This is a genomic window from Bacillus sp. CR71 (genome assembly GCF_003429245.1).
GTDB lineage: Bacteria > Bacillota > Bacilli > Bacillales > Bacillaceae_G > Bacillus_A > Bacillus_A thuringiensis_S.
Map to the genome: position 1 here is coordinate 2,694,244 of NZ_CP031748.1, position 20,754 is coordinate 2,714,997.

Below are 20,754 nucleotides of genomic sequence, written 5' to 3' on the forward strand. Positions count from 1 at the left end.
CCGCAAGGACTGCGGGGTTAGCCTAATCAATTAGAGTTCGATAGAACTCTTTACTTAGGAATCCCTCACTTCTAAACGAAGTGAAAGTGGGGGTAGTTCAATATCAAAAGTATAGGATTAGAAAAAACCTCATAAAGAGGTTTTTTTAATTTCTATATTTATCTTTGGTGTGAAAATTCAGTTGCAAAATTAATTTTGACATAATGCTATGATTCATTTAAATATTTCGTGCTCTTATATGTTGGATGAAGTCTTCAGATTATTTCATGATATATACAATTTTAATGCGTATTTAGTTTTTAATATATAGTATTGTAATTTTGCTAAATTCTTAAAAGGACACATACAAAATTAAATAATATGTAATATACACTTAATTAATTTTTGGGATTGTAATTTTGAACTAATTTTTTTAATTTATACTCAGTAGCATAAGCATCAGCAGCAATAATTGCATCAAAAACCATTTCTGGTGAAATTTCAAATGGCATATTATGTATAGTTTCACCATCTTGACAGGCAGCTTCAGCCACTTTCATCAATTCTTCTTTACTTGCATCACCTAGGTTCAGATCTTCAAGTGTAGTAGGTAAGCCAAGCTTGATACAGAAATCAATGTAGTTATATAGTTCTTCAGTTGTCCAAGATTCCAATGCCATTTGTACTAATGTGCCAAATGCAACCTTTTCTCCATGCATCAAATCATGAGTCTTATCATGTAAAACAGTAAAACCATTATGGATGGCATGAGCTGCAGCTAACCCCACACTTTCAAATCCAAGGCCACTAAGCAAGGTGTTTGCCTCTATTACGGCTTCAACTGCTGGAGTAACAGTTTTTTGTTTAACTGCTAAAAGAGCAGCTTCTCCATATTGAAATAAGGTATCCCAACAGAGTTCTGCAATCTTAGCAGCTGCTAGGGTAGAGAGTCCTCCAGCCATAGCGGGTTTTCGGGATTCTAAATTTGCTCTAGCTTCAATCCATGTAGCCATTCCGTCTCCAATCCCAGCAGCTAAAAATCTGGATGGAGCTTGTGCAATGACTTGGGAATCTACTAAAATAATATCCGGATTTTTTAAATAAAATTTGTATTTCTCAAATACTCCATCATCAGAGTAAATAACAGAAAGAGAACTGGTTGGTGCATCTGTTGAGGCAATAGTGGGAACGCTTACAACTTTGGCCGAAAGAATTTCTCCTACCGCTTTTGCTGTGTCTACTGATTTACCACCACCAATACCAATGATTACATCAGCACCAAATTCTTTTCCTATTTTCTCAATTCTTGCAATTTCATTTTCAGAACTTTCACCATTAAAACCGACTTTTTCAAAGCTTAGATTTTGTTTATGAAAGCTTTCCATAACTTTTTCACCAACAAGATGCCAAACACATTCATCTACAATAACTAATAAATTGGTTCCTAGAGGTTTTACATACTCTCCAATTTTTTTAATTACATTTCTTCCCTGAATATATTTTTGCGGGCTAATTAGGATACGTTCCATGATAATCACTCCTTGATTTTTTTGTAAGTAAGCTGAAAATCTAGCCTTGAATCTAATGTTATCAAAATTCTGAGTACAGAATTATGAATATTTTATGTATATTTTTCGTCTGTTATATGACGGATTAAAAGATAGTGTTATGATTATCAAAAATCAAATACTATTTCTTAAGAAAGGTGAAATGGGAAAAATAGTATTAAAAACCTATATTATCAGGTTTTGTATAAAAAATCTTATTATGTAATAGTTTGAGTTTTAATAATGAAAATAAAAATACATAAAATTCACTGTTTGAATTTTATGTATTTTTATGCATGTATTATTATGAAATAGGTTCTTATGATACAAAGGATTGAAATTAATATTCATACTAAAAATGGTCCACATGCTCGAGCTGTAGCTACACTTATAGCAAAATTGAGCGGAATACTTTTAACGATGAATCTATTTATGAAACACAATCATTATTAGACCAATTGACTCTTGAAAAGAAAAGAATAAAGTATTTAGAATGTGAATTGTCGAAATATAAAAAACTAAACAACTCTTTTTCAGACATTATTATTTATAGTGACACTTTAATGAAGACGCTCTTTGTTGCGAATGAAGTGGCAGAATTAGATTCTACGATTCTTATTACTGGAGAGAGTGAAACAGGAAAAGAACTTATAGGTAAAGGTATCCATAAAGATTTTTTCAGAAAGGATAAGTCGTTTATTCTAGTAAATTGTGCGGCTATCCCCCCTAATTTAATTGAAAGTGAGCTATTTGAGCATGAAAAAGGAGTATTCACTGGAGCACTTCACATGAGGAAAGGGAAATTTGAGCAAGCAAACATTGGAAAAATCTTTTTAGATGGAATTGGAGGCTTAAAGCTAAATGTCCAAGTGAAATCATTATAGGTTTTTATAATAAAAGGGAATTGTAGGAGGGAATAAAATTAAATGTTAGGGTACTAGCGGCGACTAATGGAAAGGAATAGATGCCATGAAAAAAATTATTAATAATCCAGAAAAAGTAGTTAGGGATATGATTGACGGAATGTTGTTTGCACATTCTGATAAACTACAAAATATGCCTGAAACAAATATAATTATTCGAGCTAATAGTCCATTTCAAGGAAAAGTGGCAATTGTCAGCGGAGGCGGGAGTGGTCATGAACCAGCGCATATAGGATTTGTTGGTAAAGGGATGCTTGATGCTGCTGTAATGGGCGAAATTTTTACTTCTCCTACACCAGACCAGATTTTGAAAGCGATTCAAAAGGTTCATACTGGAAGTGGGGTTTTGTTAATTGTAAAAAACTACTCAGGAGACATAATGAATTTTGAATTGGCTGCTGAAATGGCTGAAGCACAGGGAATCCCGATTGCTACAGTCATTGTTAATGATGATATTGCTATTAATAATAGTTCACACACTATGAGAAGAAGAGGAATTTCTGGAACAATATTTGTACATAAAATAGCTGGAGCAATGGCTGAGAAAGGGGCATCGCTTAAAGAAGTTGAAGATGTTGCAAATAAAGTAATTGCTAATATACGTAGTATGGGCATGGCATTAAAAACGTGCACTATACCTGGAGCTGGTACAGTCGGTTATAAAATTGGTGAAAATGAAGTAGAGGTTGGTATATGTATTCACGGTGAAGCTGGAACACATCGTATTAGTATGATATCAGCTGATGAAATGGCTAAACTCCTTTTAGAGGATATTTTAAGTGATATGCAATTGAAAATTGGTGATAAAGTTGCAGTAATGGTAAACGGATTAGGTGGAACGCCGTTAATGGAATTATATATTATAAATAAAATGGTTAACACAATATTAAACAAAACTGGTATCGATATCTGTAAAACATATGTTGGGGAATACATGACAGCGATTGATATGGCCGGTTTTTCTATTACTTTATTAAAACTAGATGGACAACTATCTGCTTTGCTTAATGATCCAGCAAATACGACTAACTGGCGTGTACAATAGGAGGGCCAACATGTATATTACACCAAGACATATCATCAATTGGATGCAACTCACTGCAAAACAACTTGAGTATCAAAAAAAAAACCTAACGCAACTTGATCAATTCATAGGTGATGGAGACCATGGTATTAATATGAATAGAGGGTTTAAAGAGGTCGAAAAAAAGATATCATATACAGCTTATGATGATATTGGAAATGTATTTCATGATATTGGAATGATACTTATTTCAAAGGTTGGAGGTGCATCAGGACCTTTATATGGAACTGCATTTTTAAGAGCTGGTAGTGTTTTGAAAGGGAAAAATAAAATTACAATCAATGAATTGGGGCTTGCTTTTCAAGAATCTGTAAATGGCATCTGTCTAAGAGGAAAAACTCAGATAGGAGATAAAACAATGCTTGATGTTTGGGATCCTGTTTTGAAGTATATCCAAAGAAATGGAGAAAAAATAAAACCTATTGGTCTTATCATTTTTGCAAGAGAACAAATGGAAAAAACTAAGCCATTATTAGCTAAAAAAGGGCGTGCTTCTTTTCTAGGAGAAAGGTCTATTGGTCATTTAGATCCAGGAGCAGTCTCATCTTTTATTATCTTTGAAACTCTATGTTTATCTCTTATAGGTGAAAAAGATATTGTTAATGAACTTAGGGAGCAATTGTGATGAGTAATGCAGGAATAGCTTTATTTTCTAATGGCTATCTACTAGTTAAGAGATTTAAAAGCTTTACTCATCCAATTAAGTTTCAGTGTTTTAATAGTTGCTGCAGGAGGAGTAGATACCGATAAAGTAGGTAGAAGCGTTCGATAAATTCAAGAGTCTATTTATAATGAATGAGTTGTAATTGTATTCCTAAATTTGGGAGGCACTCTAATTAAGAGTGTTTAAATTAAAATAGCAGATTCACCATTAATAGATGGTCCTACGTAGCAGTTGTTGAATTAGGGATTGGCAGAATATTAGAAGAAATATATAAGATTTAAGGCTGTACTTGAAGCGAAAACCATTATAAAAATATAAAAGGAGCTAATCTTATGAGAATCGAAAAAAAATTAATTGTAACTCGTAAGGATGGAATTCATGCAAAATCAGCAAGTGAAATTGTAGATGGCTTAAGGGATTATGATTGTTCGGTTCAGTTTATATTTAAAGGTAAAAAAGTTAATGCAAAAAGTACTCTTCAACTAATTGATTTAGCAATAAAAAGAGGAGCAGAAATACATGTAATTCTTCATGGGAAAGATGCTGATGATGCCCTTGTGTTTATACAATGGTTTTTGAAATAACAAAGGGGGTCATAAATATGTCTCCATTTATGGGGGAATTAATTGGAACCTTGGTTCTTATTTTATTAGGGAACGGCGTTGTAGCAGGTACTTTGCTGAAAAAATCCAAAGCACAAAATTCCGGATGGGTTGCAATTACTCTTGGCTGGGGATTAGCAGTTACATTCGCTATATATATAGTAGATAACATAAGTGGTGCGCATTTGAATCCTGCAGTTACAATTGCTTTTGCTTATATAGGGTTATTTCCTTGGAGTGAAGTTCCTTCCTATATTGGTGCACAGTTGATGGGGGCTTTTTTAGGTTCAATATTTGTCTGGCTCCAGTATTTTCCGCATTGGAAAGAAACTAAAAATCAAGAAATTATATTGTCGGTGTTTTCTACAAGCCCTGCAATAACAAGTTGGCCGTCCAATTTGTTAAGTGAAATTATTGGCACTGCAGTATTTGTATTTTCAATTTTAGCTATAAGTCATAATAAAGTTACAGATGGACTACTTCCAATAATAATAGGAGCGTTAATAGTATCTATAGGTTTATCTCTTGGTGGAACAACTGGATTTGCTTTAAATCCAGCTCGAGATTTTGGCCCAAGACTAGCACATCAAATCTTACCAATATGTAATAAAGGCTCTTCGCATTGGGGATACGCATGGATTCCCATAATTGGTAGTACCATAGGAGGAATCATAGGAGCTATATGTTTTCAATTGATTTATTAAGCAATTAATATATTAAACTTCAATTAGAAATCGATTAGTTAACCACGTTTACTATCGATCATATAATGCAAAGGGGTATTTAAGTAAAAAATGTATGCTAAAAAATCACTATATATTTCTTATAATGTGGAATTGTTTTATTCATAAAATGTTCAATTTATATCCATTGTGAAAAAAATCACAATGGATATAATAAATATATAACCGTTGTAGAGAGTGATAGTGGTTTTATTCTTTTGAGAACTGATAAACGAGCTGCTTTTATATTGTTATATTCATGTGTTTTTTACAAATATTATTATTATTTGATACATATTCTCTTTAAAGTTGAGCAAATATCCAATCTAAGCAAGATCAAAAATACCAATGCCAAATATTCTTTTGCGACGAATCAACTCTTTTATCAAATTTCTGTCTCCAACTATAGACTGTTTTCTAGATAGCTATCTTTAGCAAACTTCTGACTTGTAAGAGGGAGTTATTGTTTTTTTTGTTTACTATTTTGTATGCAGGCGATATAAATCATCTTATCAGATAGAATAGCAATGTTTTTAGTAAGTGGAATCGATTTCATTATACGAATAACAGTGCTTTTCTTTAGTTGGGAAAAGGATAAATATGTATAGTCTGTCATTCAATTGAACTTTTGGTGAGTAACATATGCGTAATTAAAAACTTACATGGTATTTTTATCATTCGAAAGAACTTTAAATTGATTTCTGTCATGTTTGTTTGCATTGATAATCATGTTTTTCGAGATAAACGCTTTCCTTATCAATGAGGCAATTCGCAAGTGGGGTTTTACTCCTATTTTGGTTTGACGCAACTCATTCTATTTATAGTTGATTAGGTTTAGAGTAAGTGTATTTGAAACAACGATTTTCAACGGTATGTTCTTTCTATATTTTGAAAGCGTTTTCTTGTGGTGGGTTATTTTATAAGATTATGAACCTTTTACCTAAGAAATTATGTGTTTTAAGTAATGATTTGAAAAATGATGAATTGGAGATTCACAAACTCATTTTTAGTAGTAAACAAAATTTTATAAAAGAAGTGAGATTTAAATAGCCTAGGAGGTGGTTTTCTCAAAGATAGAAAAAGTTGGTTTTTAATAGTTAAAGAGTGATGAAATGAAGAAGAAAAGTTGTGTTGATTGCGTCAATTCAGAAAAAATTAGGATGAAATATTTAGGAGGTAGAGAGATGGTAGGGATTATCCTAGCAAGCCATGGCCAATTTGCTGAAGGCATTTTACAATCTGGCGCAATGATTTTTGGAGAGCAAGAGAATGTTAAGGCTGTTACCTTAATGCCAAACGAAGGGCCAGACGATTTGAGAGCAAAAATGGAAGCAGCAGTTGCATCTTTTGATAATCAAGATGAGGTATTATTTTTAGTCGATCTATGGGGCGGTACTCCATTCAATCAAGCTAATGGCTTGTATGAAGAACACAAAGACAATTGGGCAATCGTTGCTGGTTTGAACTTACCAATGGTGATTGAAGCTTATGCATCCCGTTTATCAATTACGTCTGCTCAAGAGATCGCAGCACATATCATTAAAACAGCGAAGGAAGGGGTCAGAATTAAACCTGAAGAGCTGGAACCCAAAGAAAATACTGATATCGCAGTTGCAAAAGATGGAAAAGCAAATGGCAGACTTGCTCCCGGTACAGTAGTTGGTGATGGGAAAATCAAGTTCGTTTTAGTCCGTGTGGATTCTCGTTTATTGCATGGTCAGGTAGCGACTGCATGGACAAAGTCTACACAACCAAATCGTATTATCGTAGTTTCAGATGCAGTGTCTAAAGACGATCTTCGTAAAAAATTAATCGAACAGGCGGCACCACCAGGGGTTAAGGCCAATGTTATTCCAATCAGCAAAATGATTGAAGTTGAAAAAGATCCCCGTTTTGGTAATACTAATGCACTGGTATTATTTGAAAACCCACTAGATGTCCTGAGAGTTATAGAGGGTGGCGTGGATATTAAAGAAGTTAACGTTGGTTCTATGGCTCATTCAACTGGAAAGGTTGTTGTTAATAAGGTTCTTTCTATGGGAAGAGAAGATGTTGAGGCTTTCGAGAAAATGAAAGCAAAAGGCATTTATTTTGATGTACGTAAAGTACCTAATGATTCTCGTGCAAACATGGATGATATTCTAAAAAAAGCGAAGGTTGAATTATCGTAGTTACATAGCAAATTTAAATAAAATGGGGGATCATAATGTCTACTATAGAAATAATTTTAGTGATACTAATTGCATTTCTAGCCGGTATGGAAGGAATATTAGATGAATTTCAATTCCATCAACCACTAGTGGCATGTACACTAATCGGTTTAGTAACAGGTAACCTGGAGGCTGGTATTGTTCTTGGCGGTACACTTCAAATGATTGCACTTGGATGGGCAAATATTGGAGCAGCCGTAGCGCCAGACGCTGCATTGGCATCAGTTGCATCAGCAATCATTTTAGTATTAGGCGGACAAGGTGTTAGCGGTGTTGCATCAGCAATTGCAGTAGCGGTACCACTTGCAGTAGCAGGACTTTTCTTAACAATGATTGTTCGTACACTTGCTGTTCCTATTGTACACATGATGGATACGGCAGCTGAAGAAGGAAATATAAAAAAAATTGAAGTGTTACACATCGCTGCGGTGTGTTTACAAGGTATCCGAATTGCAATTCCTGCCGGAGCACTTTTATTTATCCCTGCACAAAGCGTTCAAGGATTCTTGGAATCAATGCCTGCATGGTTAACTGATGGAATGGCTATTGGTGGCGGAATGGTTGTTGCTGTTGGTTATGCATTAGTTATTAATATGATGGCAACAAAAGAAGTATGGCCATTCTTTATTATTGGTTTCGTAATAGCTGCAATTTCTCAATTAACACTTATTGCTCTTGGTGCATTGGGTGTGGCTTTAGCTCTTATTTATTTGAGTCTTTCTAAAATGGGTGGTTCTTCAAATGGTGGTGGAGGTAACTCTGGTGACCCGCTTGACGATATCTTAAACGATTATTAATTCAGGAGGAGGAGAAGACAAATGGCAGAAAAAATTCAATTAACAAAAAGAGATCGTTTAGCCGTTGCATGGCGATCTACATTTATTCAGGGTTCTTGGAACTACGAACGTATGCAGAATGGTGGTTGGGCCTTCTCGATGATTCCAGCGATTAAAAAGTTATATAAATCAAAAGAAGATCGAAAAGCAGCATTAAAACGTCACTTGGAATTCTTCAATACACATCCTTATATTGCTTCACCAATTCTAGGAGTTACATTAGCACTCGAAGAAGAACGTGCTAATGGTGCAGAAGTTGATGATGTGGCAATTCAGGGGGTTAAAGTTGGAATGATGGGTCCTTTAGCCGGCGTTGGTGATCCGGTATTCTGGTTTACTTTACGTCCAATGTTAGGTGCTTTAGGAGCATCATTAGCAATGGGGGGGAATATCCTTGGGCCAATCCTTTTCTTCTTAGCTTGGAATCTGGTTCGTTGGGGATTTATGTGGTATACACAAGAATTTGGTTATAAAGCCGGTTCTAAAATCACTGATGATCTTTCAGGTGGATTATTACAAGATATTACAAAAGGTGCATCAATCCTTGGTATGTTTGTACTTGCAGCCTTGGTGGAACGGTGGGTATCAATTAAATTCAAGCCAGTTGTATCTGAAGTTCAGTTAGATAAAGGGGCGTATGTTGAGTGGGACAAACTTCCTGGAAATGGTGAAGGGATTCGTCAATCTTTTGAACAAGTAAACTCAGGAATGGCACTGTCACCTACGAAAGTGACCACCTTGCAAGATAACTTAGATCAATTAATTCCTGGTTTAGCTGCATTACTTCTGACATTCTTCTGCATGTGGTTGCTGAAGAAAAAAGTCAGCCCAATTGTTATTATTCTTTCATTATTCGTAGTTGGGGTAGTTGGTCACGTAATCGGACTTTTATAATTTAAGTTGCTCACGTTTTCAATTCTTAAAATTTAATATTTAGGAATTGTTGAGATTAAAGTATAGGTTAGTAGCCTGTGAATCGATAATAGTTCGTATACAAAAAGTGGCTGGGGATTATCGCTTCAGCCACTTTTTGTATTGACTTAATTGTTTGAAGTTATGAATTATAAATAGGATAAATGAAATGGAGTGGATATGATGATTCAATCAATTAATACAAAGGTAGATTTAGTAATAGATGCTACCGCTTTTACGGGACTTACGGACTATGGGAAAATTATGATTGGTGATAAAGGGTTTGAATTTTATAATTCTCGTGATACGCGTAAATTTATTCAAATTCCGTGGGAGGAGGTAGATTACGTTATAGCTTCTGTAATGTTTAAGGGGAAATGGATTCCACGTTATGCTATTGAAACCAAGAGAAATGGAATCTTTACCTTTTCTTCTAAGGAACCTAAGAAAGTTCTTCGGGCTATACGAGAATATGTAGATCCAGGTCATATGGCACAATCTCTAAGTTTCTATGATGTTATTAAACGTGGTCTTAAATCGCTAGGTAAAAAGAAATAATAAAATGAAAAGAAGGGTGTATTTTTTATATAGGAGCTAACATGGTTTTGGTGTAAAAATAGATTAACTGATTATGCTCCTTTTTAGAGTCATACTATCAGTATGTTCAAGATTAAGATATTAGTTGTAAGAGCCTTGGGATTTTTGCACCAGAACCGTTTTATACACTAAAGGTTATTTATGTTATTTAATTATATTTTTGCAATCGTGCTGTGTTATAATTCTGAAATACTGATATATCTAGTAGGACTTAAAGATTTCGGTTTATCATACGAAGTGGAAAATTAATCTATTATATTTGAGGGTCAGGCTATGATTATTTAAACTATTATTCACACTATTATTTAGACTAAAAGAAGTACAAGGAGGAAGGTATATCTATTAAAGTAGTGAGATATACCAAATTCAAAATGAATATTAAATTTAATAAAAAAGTAGTAGCATTCACGGCAGGATTAACGGTATTATCTTCACCATTGGTATCGTTTGCAGAGGAACAACAATTAGTAAACAATAAGCAACCTACAAACGTTCAGGAACAAAGTAAAACAACATCAGATGAACAGGCTTTAAAAAGTATTGAAGCTAGTTTTGAAGAGGTAGACGGACGTGGTGGAGGTACTGTCGACAATAAGAAAGTAGATAGTCTTCAACGTTCAGAAGGTATTCATGAAGAAACAGGTACACTAACTGTTCCTAACAATTCAAACAGAACAAAACGTAGTCTGTCTCCCATATCACCTAGCACCTCTAGTACAATAAATGGTGTTCCATTCACGGAATGGATTGTTCCAGCAGGTAACGATAATATTCGTCCTCAAAACTATATGAGTCCAAAGTATATTACAATTCATGAGACTGATAATACAAGTGTAGGAGCAGGTGCTAGAAACCACGCTCAATACCTATATAACCAAGCAGTAGGGAACACAGACCGAGCTGCATCGTGGCATTTTACAGTAGACGATAAAGAGATTTATCAACATCTACCATTAAACGAGAACGGATGGCACGCAGGAGACGGTGATGGTCCAGGTAATAGAGAATCTATTGCAATTGAAATCGCAGTTAATAGTGACGGAAACTACAGTAAAGCGGTAGATAACGCTAAGAAACTTGTAGCTTATTTAATGAAAGAAACTGGTGTACCGTTAAATAACATTGTAAAACATCAAAAATGGAGCGGTAAAATATGCCCTGCCAACATGATTAATAATGGGCAATGGGATGTATTCGTAAATAGCGTTGAGGGGTATTATAATAATCTTTATCAACCAAAAGATGACATTACAGGAGGTTGGTATGAAGAAGCTATTCGAGAGTTAAATAGAAGGGGTATTATGATAGGGGAAGGAAACGGAGTTTTCGCACCCAATAGAGCGATAACAAGAGCCGAATTTGCTCAATTAATCTCTAAATCTCTAAACCTGCCAGCTGGAGATGCTTCATTTAGAGACCTAAACGATGCAAATTCAACTTTACGAGATGGTATTAAACGTACTGCAAGTGCAGGTATCATTCAAGGTAGAGGAGATGGTTATTTTGACCCAAACACACCTATTACAAGAGAAGAATCAGCAATTATTGTAAACAAGGCTTTACAGTATAAAGGTATATGGGGACCAGTTGTAAACCTACCATTCTCAGACAAAGACCAAATTATTTATAAAGAAGACGTACAAAGACTGTATGGCCTAGGTATTGTAAAAGGTAAGGGTGACAATCAATACGATCCTAAGGGAACAACAACTCGTGGTGAGACAGCAACATTCATTCTAAATATGCTACAAGTAATTGAAAATGGTAGTGTTGAAAAGGTAATTGGAACGGCTCAAATTAATGGTATTGGGGTAAATGTTCGAAGCGGATCAGGGACAAACTATTCTATTGTTAGAAAGACAAGTAAAGGCGAAAAAGTTACAGTATATGAAGAAAAGAACGGCTGGCTAAGAATTGGAACAGGTCAGTGGATTTATTATGACTCTAGTTATATCGACTATAACAGATTATAAAAGACTGAATAGTTAAAAGAACAGGTTATATTTGGATATATAACTTACTCTCAGGTTGTGAAGAAGACTTTCTCCACAACCTGTTTTTGTGCCTAGCCCTCTCTTGACCTACCAATACTGATAAAAAGAGGAAATTCATTATGATGGGGGCATCGGTAAGTTATTGTAATTAGCGTGTATACAATTAAAGGCTAATGTTTTCTTGATAATTAAGTAGAGATCACCGTACATATCCATCGAGGAAATACCTTAAAACAAAAAAATGAGCTGACTTCTCAAAATAACTAACTGTAAAGAAAGAGAATTTTCATTTAGGAGGTACTTTTATGCTAGAAAAAAGGCTTATAAAGTTGGTAGCTCAAAAATTAAATTAGGATACTCCGTAAGTATATGCTAGACTTGGTTTACCATTTGATTTACTGTTTTCATGTCCTTTACGAGTCGGGGATTCTTTGTTTCACGGAAAAAAAGCAGACTCTTATAAAAGAGCCTGCCTTCCCTGGTTTGTAAAATTAAGAAGCTTTACGTACGTTTGAAGCTTGAGGTCCACGTTGACCTTGCTCCAAATCAAAAGTCACTGCTTGACCTTCTTCTAAAGTTTTGTAACCTTCGCCTTGAATCGCTGAGAAATGAACGAATACATCGTCTCCACCTTCACGTTCGATGAATCCGAAGCCTTTTTCGCCATTAAACCATTTCACATTACCTTTTTCCATTTGTATTGCCTCCTAGTGTGTAAACACACACAATGTAATACTATCCTTGCTCTCAGTGATCATAAAGGTGAAAAGTTACAAATCCTTTACACCGAACAAAAATAATTCATTTTAATAATAACATTTTTTGTAATAAATGTAAAGGTGAAGAAAAGACAGCTACTATGTTTATGCAAATGTTAGATCCAAAGAAAAACATGTTTCATAAAATAATGACGGAATATGAGGAAATAAAGTAGAATCTCTCTTATTAGAAATCCTACTTTTTCTTTGGTTGTAAGAATCTTGATGTTTTTGTATCAGAATAGTATTGTGTATATCGAAAAAAATAAAAGACAACTCCAATTAAGAGTTGTCTTTTTGTGTAATAAAATCCCCAAAATATGAAAATATACAAACGAATATAATACGCTATGGTTGATATTATAACAAAACCGAAGAGTATTGAAAATAAAAAGAATGTTGTAATGATTTTTTAAGGTTTTAGTTAAAAAAGCCTCGAAAATAAACCTTTTATAAAGGTTTCCTTTAAATATGATTATTGTATTTCGAGGGGTTCCTTATAAATCTTAGCTATATATTTTACAAAATCAATGACGGGATAGTGTATGAGTGAACGGTGCTGCGTAAAACGAATCCCTGATTTTTCCATTTTTGAAATGAGTTGTTCAACTTCCATCTCTTTTTGTTGTATTCTATCATAATTTTGATATACAATGTTTTTCCATTGATAGGAAGAGCCGTGAAAATAACTCTCCCCTTTTACCCTGTGACTAAATATAATTTCTATTTTTTCTCTACGTTGTTTTTCCTTCATATGCGCTTCTGTTGACTGCATGTTTATCGCCTCTTCCCTTTTTTGTTGTATAACAAAATTTGGTCTAACTCACCATACATAGCCAATGTACATTGTTCTAGTTGGGATTTGTCGTTTAAGGCTATCTCATCCACTGTATTTGGTTTTCAAGTGCTTAATCTAATATATTGGATTTATATCTAAATAAGTTGTTAATGTGTATAAAACACTATCTATCTTTATTATAAAATGATTCTTTATAAGCATGCACCTTTTTACACTCACGAAGATTTATAACATGACGATTATCTTCATCCATGAATGTTATTCTGAATTTACTAAGGTTAGTTTCTTTATTTAGGCTAACTAACATATTGTATGCCTCAGTATCTATTTTATAAAAAAAGAAAATAGATGTAACGGTCCACCTTTTAATAAAAAAATCCTATAAAAATATAGCGCTCTTAAAAGATTTTGTTACAAATTTATTATGTTTGACTTCAAAAACGGAACGTAATATTTATTTGTAGAAAATTTTAAGAGTAAAAATAGAATGACAATTTATATGATAAGAAAAGGGGGCACTTATAGATGCTAACAAATGATTTAGATTTTCGATTAGAACCACGTTTAAAAGAAATGTATGAACAACATAAAATAAGAGCGCAGAAGATAGACTGGGGTTATCATGAGTTTTTGCCATGGGATAAGGGAAGGGACTTTAAAAGAGTTCCTTGGGATGAAAGTCAAGTTACTCTTCCTTCTGGTGTAATTACGGCCATTGAAACAGCTTTATTAACAGAAGTGAATTTACCATGGTTTACAACGTATTTATCTGCGACTTTTAAAGGATCCCTTTCTGTTATTACAGATTTCATTCATACTTGGACCTCAGAAGAGGATCAACATTCGAATTTATTGGAGACATATTTACTACTCACTCGAAGTGTGAATCCTAAGCGAATACATGAATTAAGAAAGTCAGTCGTTGAGGGTGGATTTGAGCCTGATTTTCATACACCAATCGAAGCTATGGCGTATACGACGCTACAAGAACTTGCAACGATGGTGTTTTACAATAATGTTGCTAAGGTTGCAAGTAAGCATGATTCAGATCTTGCTACATTATTACGCCGTCTTGCAAAAGATGAAACACTTCATTATGCATTTTATCGAGACGTTATTCGAATTCATTTAGAATTGGAACCAAATTATTGCTACCATATTGCCAATGTGATTAGGAATTTTAAAATGCCAGGTGCAGTCATGCCTGATTTTGAAAATAGAATGGCTGTGATTGCAAAAGAAGCAAACTATGGACCACTACAATATTTTGATCAAGTACTTGATGTAGTGGTTGAGTATTGGGGGTTAAAAGACTTACGACCAATTGCCCCCCTTGCAGAAAAAGCAAGAATTGAGATTTTGGAGTACCACACAAGATTGAAAAAAATAAGGAATCGATTTGGTCGTTTTCAAGGGAAAACGGATCTACGTTAATGAGTAGAGGTTTCAGAATATGCGAGGGGAAATTCTCCTTCCCCTTATTGGAAATCTTACACATTCCCTATGGTTTTTGTGCTAGTTTTATTTAATTTGATTTTCAAAGAAAAATCAATTGACAACAAAAATAATTTTATGATATTATTAAATATTTGATAAAAAACAACATATGTGTTAAGCTTGAGAAGGTTACCACATATGGAGGTGGATTATATGTTTCAAATTGGCGATAACATTGTTTATCCAATGCACGGAGCAGGTATAATTGAAGCCATAGAAGAAAAAGAATTCTCAGGAAAAAAACAACAGTATTTTGTCATAAAAATGTCGATCAGTAATATGCAAGTCATGATTCCTACGGGTAAAATATTGAATTCGAATATACGCCCAGTTACTGATATACTTGCATTAAAGCACATTATATACATTTTTCACCATGAAGAATCCTGTAAATTGTTGCCGTGGAAACAAAGGCATAAAGTGAACACGGACAAAATAAAAACGGGTGAAATACAAGAAGGTGCTGAAGTTGTACGGGATTTAATGCGTATGAAGAAAGAAAAAGCACTTAATACAAGCGAAAAAAAATTGTTGGATGATGCATATAGATTTTTGGTCAGTGAACTAGAATTAATTAAAGGAATCACTGAAAATCAAATAAAAAGTTTCTGTTAAGGTTCATTATAAATAATGAATTATATCCTCCGAAAACATCCTGAATTTTTCGGGAATATGATGAGTATTAAAAGCAAATCATTTCAAAGATATTCAATTTCTTCAACTCATTTTTAGAGTAGGAACCTCTTTTGTTATTACTTCAATCTAATCCATTTTTATTTTTAAATTTCTTTTACGAACGTTCGAAGTTTCATCAAATAAATCGATTAAATAGTCACTTGATTTTTGCAATCCTGATTCACACTGGCACGGACAAGGAGCCGTAAGGATGAAAGAGAGGTAGGGCTTTCATTGTTTTAGGTAATATACTATCTAAGTCATTATTTTTAGAAGAAAAAAATCAATTTAACCGCTTTCTTTAAGAGTTTCTTACATCTAATGAGACAGTGTATAGTAATTGTTTATCTTCTTTACGTAAAATTGATAAACGAACTGGTAACACCATATGGTAAACTACAAAAAATGGTTTCCAGACCAGGAAACCATTTTGAATTTTATTTACATACAAATAGTAAATTAAGCAATAAGAAGGAGTGCACACATGAAAAAAATGTTAACAAAAGAATTAAGTAATGAATTAAAGAAGCGAGAAGGGATCATCTCTATTACAGTTGAGCCTTATGAAAAAATCGAAGTTGGTGGAATTCGTGTAGATGGACCAGCTGTTATTCTAATTAATCAAGAATAGCTAAAAATAGTTTCATGTAAGAAGAAAAGGATCAGCCTTTAAGAGAAGGGAGGATCCTTTTTGTTTGCTGCAACTTTTATTTAATGTATTGGGGTTAAAAGGAAGGAGAGGATCGGGATTATCATGGTAGAAAGCTTAATATTGGTAGGGTTTCTTTTTACGTTATATAAATTAGTTGATAAAAAAACAAACTAATTTATATAACGATATATTGTTTCCTTTTTTAGGACGAAATTTATTTGATAGTGAAATGGATAATTTAAAGGAGGAATTTAGATGGATGCAAGGAAAGAACGCATAAAATACGAAAAGATGTCAAAGAATTATGACCGTATTTATTCAGTTTCGTTTTTCCTATTAATTATACTTGTTTGTAGTAGTGTGATTATCATAGGAGCTACAGGAGGAAAATATGGAGTGTTTTTATTGTTAGCAATTTTACTTAATGCACGTATTACGAAGGAATCTCAAAAAAAGTATGAGTATTATTCTAATAAAGGGCGTATTTAAAATCATACATATCCTAAAAGGAACAAACTAGATGTACATTCAAAATATCCCTTTATCATCTCCTGTTAACTGGCAAAAGTAACTTTATATAAATCATTTTTTGAGCAATGTAGAAATAGAAAACGTACCCTATTAAAATGTTATTTCCGTTCCTATAATTAATTATCCTTCTAGCATATTTATAAGATTTATATCATATATTAGGAGAAAGAATGTAAATTAGAAAGGAGTCTTATAGAATGAGTTATTCGAAAGGAAATGACTTGAGTGAACAACATATGGTAAGTACACCTAATCCCTACGTATATCAGACATTACAATCAGTAATTGGTAAACATGTGGTTATTGAAACTGTAAGAGGTAATGTAAGAGGAAAGTTAAAAGATGTGAAACCAGATCATTTGCTTATTGAAGATACGGCGCCATATATTGTACGCATTCAACAAATTGTATGGATTATGCCAAAACAATAATCAAATTTATAAAAAATTAATGTCATAGTCCACTAAGTAAAAACACAGGGTTTTATCTCTGTGTTTCTTCAAATTTCCGTTTTTGAATATATGCTTGAGCATGGATAATTTCTTTTTGGAGTTCTTTTAATTCTTCCGTAGATCCAGATTCAATCCTCATGTACGTAGTAACTAGACTAATCATCATATCCATCTTCTCTACTATATTTTGAATGACTTGTTCAGATTGCTCTTTTTTAGGATGTTGTATTGCTATTAAAGCATTTTCTATATAATTATTCTTTCTTTGCTGGATATCATAAATAAACTGTTTTGTGTTTGAGTTCATTTGTTTCCCCTCCATTTTTGATATATTTTCATTCTATCATATTTGAATAGAAAATATTGAATGGGTCGTTCTTACTTGCAACATTCATCTGTTAAAGGTATTATCACAAGTGGTTTTGGTGAAGAACTCAATTATAAAATGGTATGAAGTTAAGAGGTAGGTGAAAAGATTGATTCTAAACCGTTGCACTCTTTTGTTGTATAATTTTTTAGTCTTAATAGGTTAAATGTATTGTAAAGAAGAACAAAGTGATAGTGAACGCAATAAATTTTTACCATTTTGTTTAGGAGGTGTTACTGTGAAAACTATAGAAATTAAAATAGTTAGATCTGGGAGTCGTAAGGATTTAAAAATGGAATTAGATAAAGTTGTAAAAAAGTTTCGTTAAAAGGGTTTAGAGGTTGTAGTACAATATCGAACACAAGCAATTGTAAATGGAATTGAATATTCAGCTTCAATCATTGGGTGTAAATCAGAATGATAAGGAAGATGGAAAATGATAATAAGTATTATAGTAGGAGTATTCTACTTTTGTGGGGTAATGACAGGGTTCTTGCTATAAACCGTAAAGTAAACTCTTCAAAACATATAAAAATTTATTCGCTTACTGAATATGAATGTAAAAGCGAGTGAAAAACGGGGAGGGAATTAGGAAGACCAAAACTAGAAAAAGAAAAACTTTCAAGTGAACTACGTATGTATGATAGTAACAAATGTTCCACCAAAGAAATCATAGAAGGCATTGGAATATCACGTGTCCCTCTTTATCAAGCAATTAACAAACGGAAATTTAAAGAAACACAGAAGTGAAAACCGATTCTCTAACGTACAGAAATCGGTTGAAATGTGTCGAAACGTACAATTTTCTTTTTTTGATATGGTGACCCTTTTTGGAAAAAAGAAACAATATATCCTAAAATTCACTTTATATAAGTATAGCTTGATGACGATGGATGAGCTAGCATAAAGGCAGAATTCAGCAAAAAGAAGGAAGCTATCTCCTTCTTTTTTATTTAACATAACCATAATTCAGTTTGGTTAGCTTTTTATTGATTTTAAAAATTCTTATCCTAGTATATTTAACACTAGAAGATTGAAGTCTCTTCTTGTGCATTTCCGCATCTGTTTTTCTTCAAATATATAAATGCCTCCAGCTTCTTTTGTCTCTTGATTCTCTGTCCATATTTTCTAGTGGAATCCTTTTTCTTTGTTAATACTCTTTGCTAAATCCTAAAATATTTTTTCCATTGCATCACCAAAAGGAACTCCAAACGGAAAATCAACTTGTAATAGATACGTTATTTTTACTCACTTCTATATTCAATGTAAAGTACAACAAGAAATTCTTTCGTTTAATAGCTAACAGATAAAAACTTCTTTTGTACAAAAATATTTACCGCATTTTTTGCACCAAAACATTATATATTTAAACATAATCTATTGGGAGGTTAGTTATGAGTAATTATATAAAAATACAAGAAAGTGCTAAGCGTATAAATGAATTGAGTAAGCATCAAAAGATACTAGAGCGTGAAAAAAATATATTAAAAAGTGAGCTTTATAGATTATTCAAAGAAAATAAAAGATATAAAGAGAATGTCCAAGGCATAAGAGCATCGGACATTTAGCATTAGTTTTAAAAACATCAGATTTGTAAGTAGTTGTAGAGAGGGAGGGGAATCGCTTAGCTTAGTTACTTGCTTAGCAAGTAACTAAGCTAAGCACAATATTTATTCGTAAATTTGACACATCTCTTGATAAGATATACATGCTATACTTAATTGTATAGTAAATAAATTGTATCCCAGTACAATACTTGCTATTATTAGTACTCAAATAATTTAATATGGTACGGTAAAAGGTCTCTTTTCAACGATAAAAGAGGCCTTTTTTCATTAATATTATATTAATTTCGCGAATTGCATAATCTTCCTTTAAAATTTTTTGTAAAGATTTTAGTATTGCTTTTTCTGTGTCTAAAATTGTGCAGTCTATGTTAAAAAAAGAGATATAATCAAAATAGATCCTCGCATTTTTTAATCTTCACTTATAATTACTATACCTTTATTTTCTGCCACTCAAAATCATTGCATTTCCTAATACTTTTTTATTTAATGGAAAAGTAACACGTTACTTCTATGACGGTGACAGTATCAAGTCATTATGCGAAACAGATGGAAATGGAAACGTCCTTCGTCACTATGTATACTCAATAGACGGTGTACGTCTCGCAATGAAATCACAAGGACAGACGTTATTCTATCACTATAGCCCACGTGGTGATGTAGTAGCGATAACAGATGTATACGGACAAGTAGTCGCAAACTATGAACACGATGCATGGGGCAATGTTTTAAAGATTGACACAAAAGGTATTGCAGCAGAAGTGAGGGAATTTACAGAAAAAATCTAAATAGTCTGCGAATGGGATTAATTATTTAATCAAATCTATTCAACAAGATACTCATGATACAGTTCGTGTCATGCAAAAAGAAGAACAAAAAGCAGCAGAAGGATAAGAGGAGGCCCACAAAGCGAATCAAACATTCTCATCTATTATGAGAGATATTGATAAAATTATAAGTCAAATTCAAGAAGTCTCTGCAGCAACAGAAAAGATGTCTGGCGGCACAGAAGAAGCAAATGCGTCTTTTTCACTAATAACTGATACTGCAACACGAGTAGAAAGAGAAACATCTCAAACAGTACAATCAATTCAATCACAAGCAGTTTCAATTCAAGAAATTTCAAATCAATTCAACAAGATGAAAGAAAAGGTGAATGCATTAACAAAATTGCTTTGAAAATTTATTATTGAAGAGAAAACAAACGAGAAGTGAACTACCCGCCACTTAACATCCTAACGGACTGTTTGAAGTGGGGGCTTCTCGGTTAGTCGTTACTTTTAGTAGCTAACGAATTCGTCCTAAGACAGCCGAGCTAACTCCCTTGTTCCAAGGGTTATTTTATTGCTATCTATGCTAACGCTAATAGGCGTATTGCTTCATTTTTG

At 33.3% G+C, this 20,754-nt stretch carries 20 protein-coding genes and 4 pseudogenes; 18 read left to right on the forward strand and 6 right to left on the reverse strand.

The window, feature by feature from the left end; translation table 11 throughout:
- Window positions 1-377 precede the first annotated feature (377 nt).
- Complete coding sequence (locus tag DOS87_RS13440; RefSeq protein WP_086423714.1) at window positions 378-1,508, reverse strand: glycerol dehydrogenase; 1,131 nt, start codon at window positions 1,506-1,508, stop codon at window positions 378-380.
- A gap of 581 nt (window positions 1,509-2,089) precedes the next feature.
- Here DOS87_RS13440 and DOS87_RS13445 point away from each other — a divergent pair.
- The 10 genes from DOS87_RS13445 to DOS87_RS13490 all read left to right on the forward strand — a co-directional run bounded on the left by DOS87_RS13445 (window position 2,090) and on the right by DOS87_RS13490 (window position 12,049).
- Window positions 2,090-2,410: a sigma 54-interacting transcriptional regulator gene (locus DOS87_RS13445; protein ID WP_255288335.1), complete on the forward strand. Its 321-nt coding sequence runs from the start codon at window positions 2,090-2,092 to the stop codon at window positions 2,408-2,410.
- 85 nt (window positions 2,411-2,495) lie between these two features.
- Window positions 2,496-3,494: a dihydroxyacetone kinase subunit DhaK gene (gene dhaK / locus DOS87_RS13450; RefSeq protein WP_208730357.1), complete on the forward strand. Its 999-nt coding sequence runs from the start codon at window positions 2,496-2,498 to the stop codon at window positions 3,492-3,494.
- Window positions 3,495-3,504: 10 nt separating this feature from the next.
- A complete protein-coding gene (gene dhaL / locus DOS87_RS13455) occupies window positions 3,505-4,158 on the forward strand; it encodes a dihydroxyacetone kinase subunit DhaL (protein ID WP_097877207.1) in 654 nt (217 codons plus the stop codon).
- Window positions 4,159-4,529: 371 nt separating this feature from the next.
- Window positions 4,530-4,781: an HPr family phosphocarrier protein gene (locus DOS87_RS13460; RefSeq protein WP_208730358.1), complete on the forward strand. Its 252-nt coding sequence runs from the start codon at window positions 4,530-4,532 to the stop codon at window positions 4,779-4,781.
- A gap of 17 nt (window positions 4,782-4,798) precedes the next feature.
- Window positions 4,799-5,503, forward strand: coding sequence for an MIP/aquaporin family protein (locus DOS87_RS13465; protein WP_208730359.1), 705 nt, complete (start codon window positions 4,799-4,801; stop codon window positions 5,501-5,503).
- A 1,202-nt stretch (window positions 5,504-6,705) separates the two neighbouring features.
- Complete coding sequence (locus tag DOS87_RS13470) at window positions 6,706-7,692, forward strand: mannose/fructose/sorbose PTS transporter subunit IIA (RefSeq protein ID WP_098284771.1); 987 nt, start codon at window positions 6,706-6,708, stop codon at window positions 7,690-7,692.
- A 35-nt stretch (window positions 7,693-7,727) separates the two neighbouring features.
- A complete protein-coding gene (locus DOS87_RS13475; protein ID WP_000103758.1) occupies window positions 7,728-8,528 on the forward strand; it encodes a PTS mannose/fructose/sorbose transporter subunit IIC in 801 nt (266 codons plus the stop codon).
- 21 nt (window positions 8,529-8,549) lie between these two features.
- Window positions 8,550-9,461 carry a PTS system mannose/fructose/sorbose family transporter subunit IID gene (locus DOS87_RS13480; RefSeq protein ID WP_000818327.1) on the forward strand — a complete coding sequence of 304 codons (912 nt, stop codon included), beginning with the start codon at window positions 8,550-8,552 and terminating at the stop codon, window positions 9,459-9,461.
- A gap of 198 nt (window positions 9,462-9,659) precedes the next feature.
- Entirely contained in the window at window positions 9,660-10,037 is a 378-nt protein-coding gene (locus DOS87_RS13485) for a DUF956 family protein (protein WP_002099017.1), read from the forward strand.
- A gap of 410 nt (window positions 10,038-10,447) precedes the next feature.
- Window positions 10,448-12,049 (forward strand): S-layer homology domain-containing protein, encoded by a 1,602-nt coding sequence (locus DOS87_RS13490; RefSeq protein ID WP_097925543.1) that lies wholly within the window; start codon window positions 10,448-10,450, stop codon window positions 12,047-12,049.
- A 512-nt stretch (window positions 12,050-12,561) separates the two neighbouring features.
- Here DOS87_RS13490 and DOS87_RS13495 read toward each other — a convergent pair.
- Together DOS87_RS13495 and DOS87_RS13500 are read right to left on the reverse strand one after the other, a co-directional pair.
- Window positions 12,562-12,765: a cold-shock protein gene (locus DOS87_RS13495; RefSeq protein WP_000410775.1), complete on the reverse strand. Its 204-nt coding sequence runs from the start codon at window positions 12,763-12,765 to the stop codon at window positions 12,562-12,564.
- Window positions 12,766-13,303: 538 nt separating this feature from the next.
- Window positions 13,304-13,603 (reverse strand): hypothetical protein, encoded by a 300-nt coding sequence (locus DOS87_RS13500; RefSeq protein ID WP_208730360.1) that lies wholly within the window; start codon window positions 13,601-13,603, stop codon window positions 13,304-13,306.
- A 549-nt stretch (window positions 13,604-14,152) separates the two neighbouring features.
- Between DOS87_RS13500 and DOS87_RS13505 the strand changes: the two genes are divergently transcribed.
- The 5 genes from DOS87_RS13505 (at window position 14,153) to DOS87_RS13525 (ending at window position 17,413) form a co-directional block, all read left to right on the forward strand.
- Window positions 14,153-15,061: an acyl-ACP desaturase gene (locus tag DOS87_RS13505; protein ID WP_098616132.1), complete on the forward strand. Its 909-nt coding sequence runs from the start codon at window positions 14,153-14,155 to the stop codon at window positions 15,059-15,061.
- Between the two features lie 216 nt (window positions 15,062-15,277).
- Window positions 15,278-15,739 carry a CarD family transcriptional regulator gene (locus tag DOS87_RS13510; RefSeq protein ID WP_170952498.1) on the forward strand — a complete coding sequence of 154 codons (462 nt, stop codon included), beginning with the start codon at window positions 15,278-15,280 and terminating at the stop codon, window positions 15,737-15,739.
- A gap of 544 nt (window positions 15,740-16,283) precedes the next feature.
- Window positions 16,284-16,430, forward strand: a complete 147-nt coding sequence (locus DOS87_RS13515) for a BC1881 family protein (RefSeq protein ID WP_000738547.1) — start codon at window positions 16,284-16,286, stop codon at window positions 16,428-16,430.
- A 276-nt stretch (window positions 16,431-16,706) separates the two neighbouring features.
- Window positions 16,707-16,940 carry a hypothetical protein gene (locus DOS87_RS13520; RefSeq protein WP_097826559.1) on the forward strand — a complete coding sequence of 78 codons (234 nt, stop codon included), beginning with the start codon at window positions 16,707-16,709 and terminating at the stop codon, window positions 16,938-16,940.
- A gap of 239 nt (window positions 16,941-17,179) precedes the next feature.
- Window positions 17,180-17,413 (forward strand): YuzF family protein, encoded by a 234-nt coding sequence (locus tag DOS87_RS13525; protein WP_000122389.1) that lies wholly within the window; start codon window positions 17,180-17,182, stop codon window positions 17,411-17,413.
- Between the two features lie 52 nt (window positions 17,414-17,465).
- On the opposite strand, the gene DOS87_RS13530 is transcribed toward DOS87_RS13525, so the two are convergent.
- Together DOS87_RS13530 and DOS87_RS13535 are read right to left on the reverse strand one after the other, a co-directional pair.
- Window positions 17,466-17,741: a hypothetical protein gene (locus DOS87_RS13530; RefSeq protein WP_001087712.1), complete on the reverse strand. Its 276-nt coding sequence runs from the start codon at window positions 17,739-17,741 to the stop codon at window positions 17,466-17,468.
- A 1,009-nt stretch (window positions 17,742-18,750) separates the two neighbouring features.
- Window positions 18,751-19,043: pseudogene (locus tag DOS87_RS13535) on the reverse strand (monooxygenase).
- A gap of 152 nt (window positions 19,044-19,195) precedes the next feature.
- Between DOS87_RS13535 and DOS87_RS13540 the strand changes: the two are divergent.
- Complete coding sequence (locus DOS87_RS13540; RefSeq protein WP_208730361.1) at window positions 19,196-19,369, forward strand: hypothetical protein; 174 nt, start codon at window positions 19,196-19,198, stop codon at window positions 19,367-19,369.
- A gap of 268 nt (window positions 19,370-19,637) precedes the next feature.
- Here DOS87_RS13540 and DOS87_RS30190 read toward each other — a convergent pair.
- Window positions 19,638-19,751: pseudogene (locus DOS87_RS30190) on the reverse strand (HAD family hydrolase); the annotation flags it as partial.
- A 103-nt stretch (window positions 19,752-19,854) separates the two neighbouring features.
- Between DOS87_RS30190 and DOS87_RS30615 the strand changes: the two are divergent.
- Together DOS87_RS30615 and DOS87_RS13550 are read left to right on the forward strand one after the other, a co-directional pair.
- Window positions 19,855-20,127, forward strand: a pseudogene (locus DOS87_RS30615) (RHS repeat-associated core domain-containing protein); the annotation flags it as partial.
- Window positions 20,116-20,545, forward strand: a pseudogene (locus DOS87_RS13550) (methyl-accepting chemotaxis protein); the annotation flags it as partial. The pseudogenes DOS87_RS30615 and DOS87_RS13550, both read left to right, overlap by 12 nt.
- Between the last annotated feature and the right edge of the window lie 209 nt (window positions 20,546-20,754).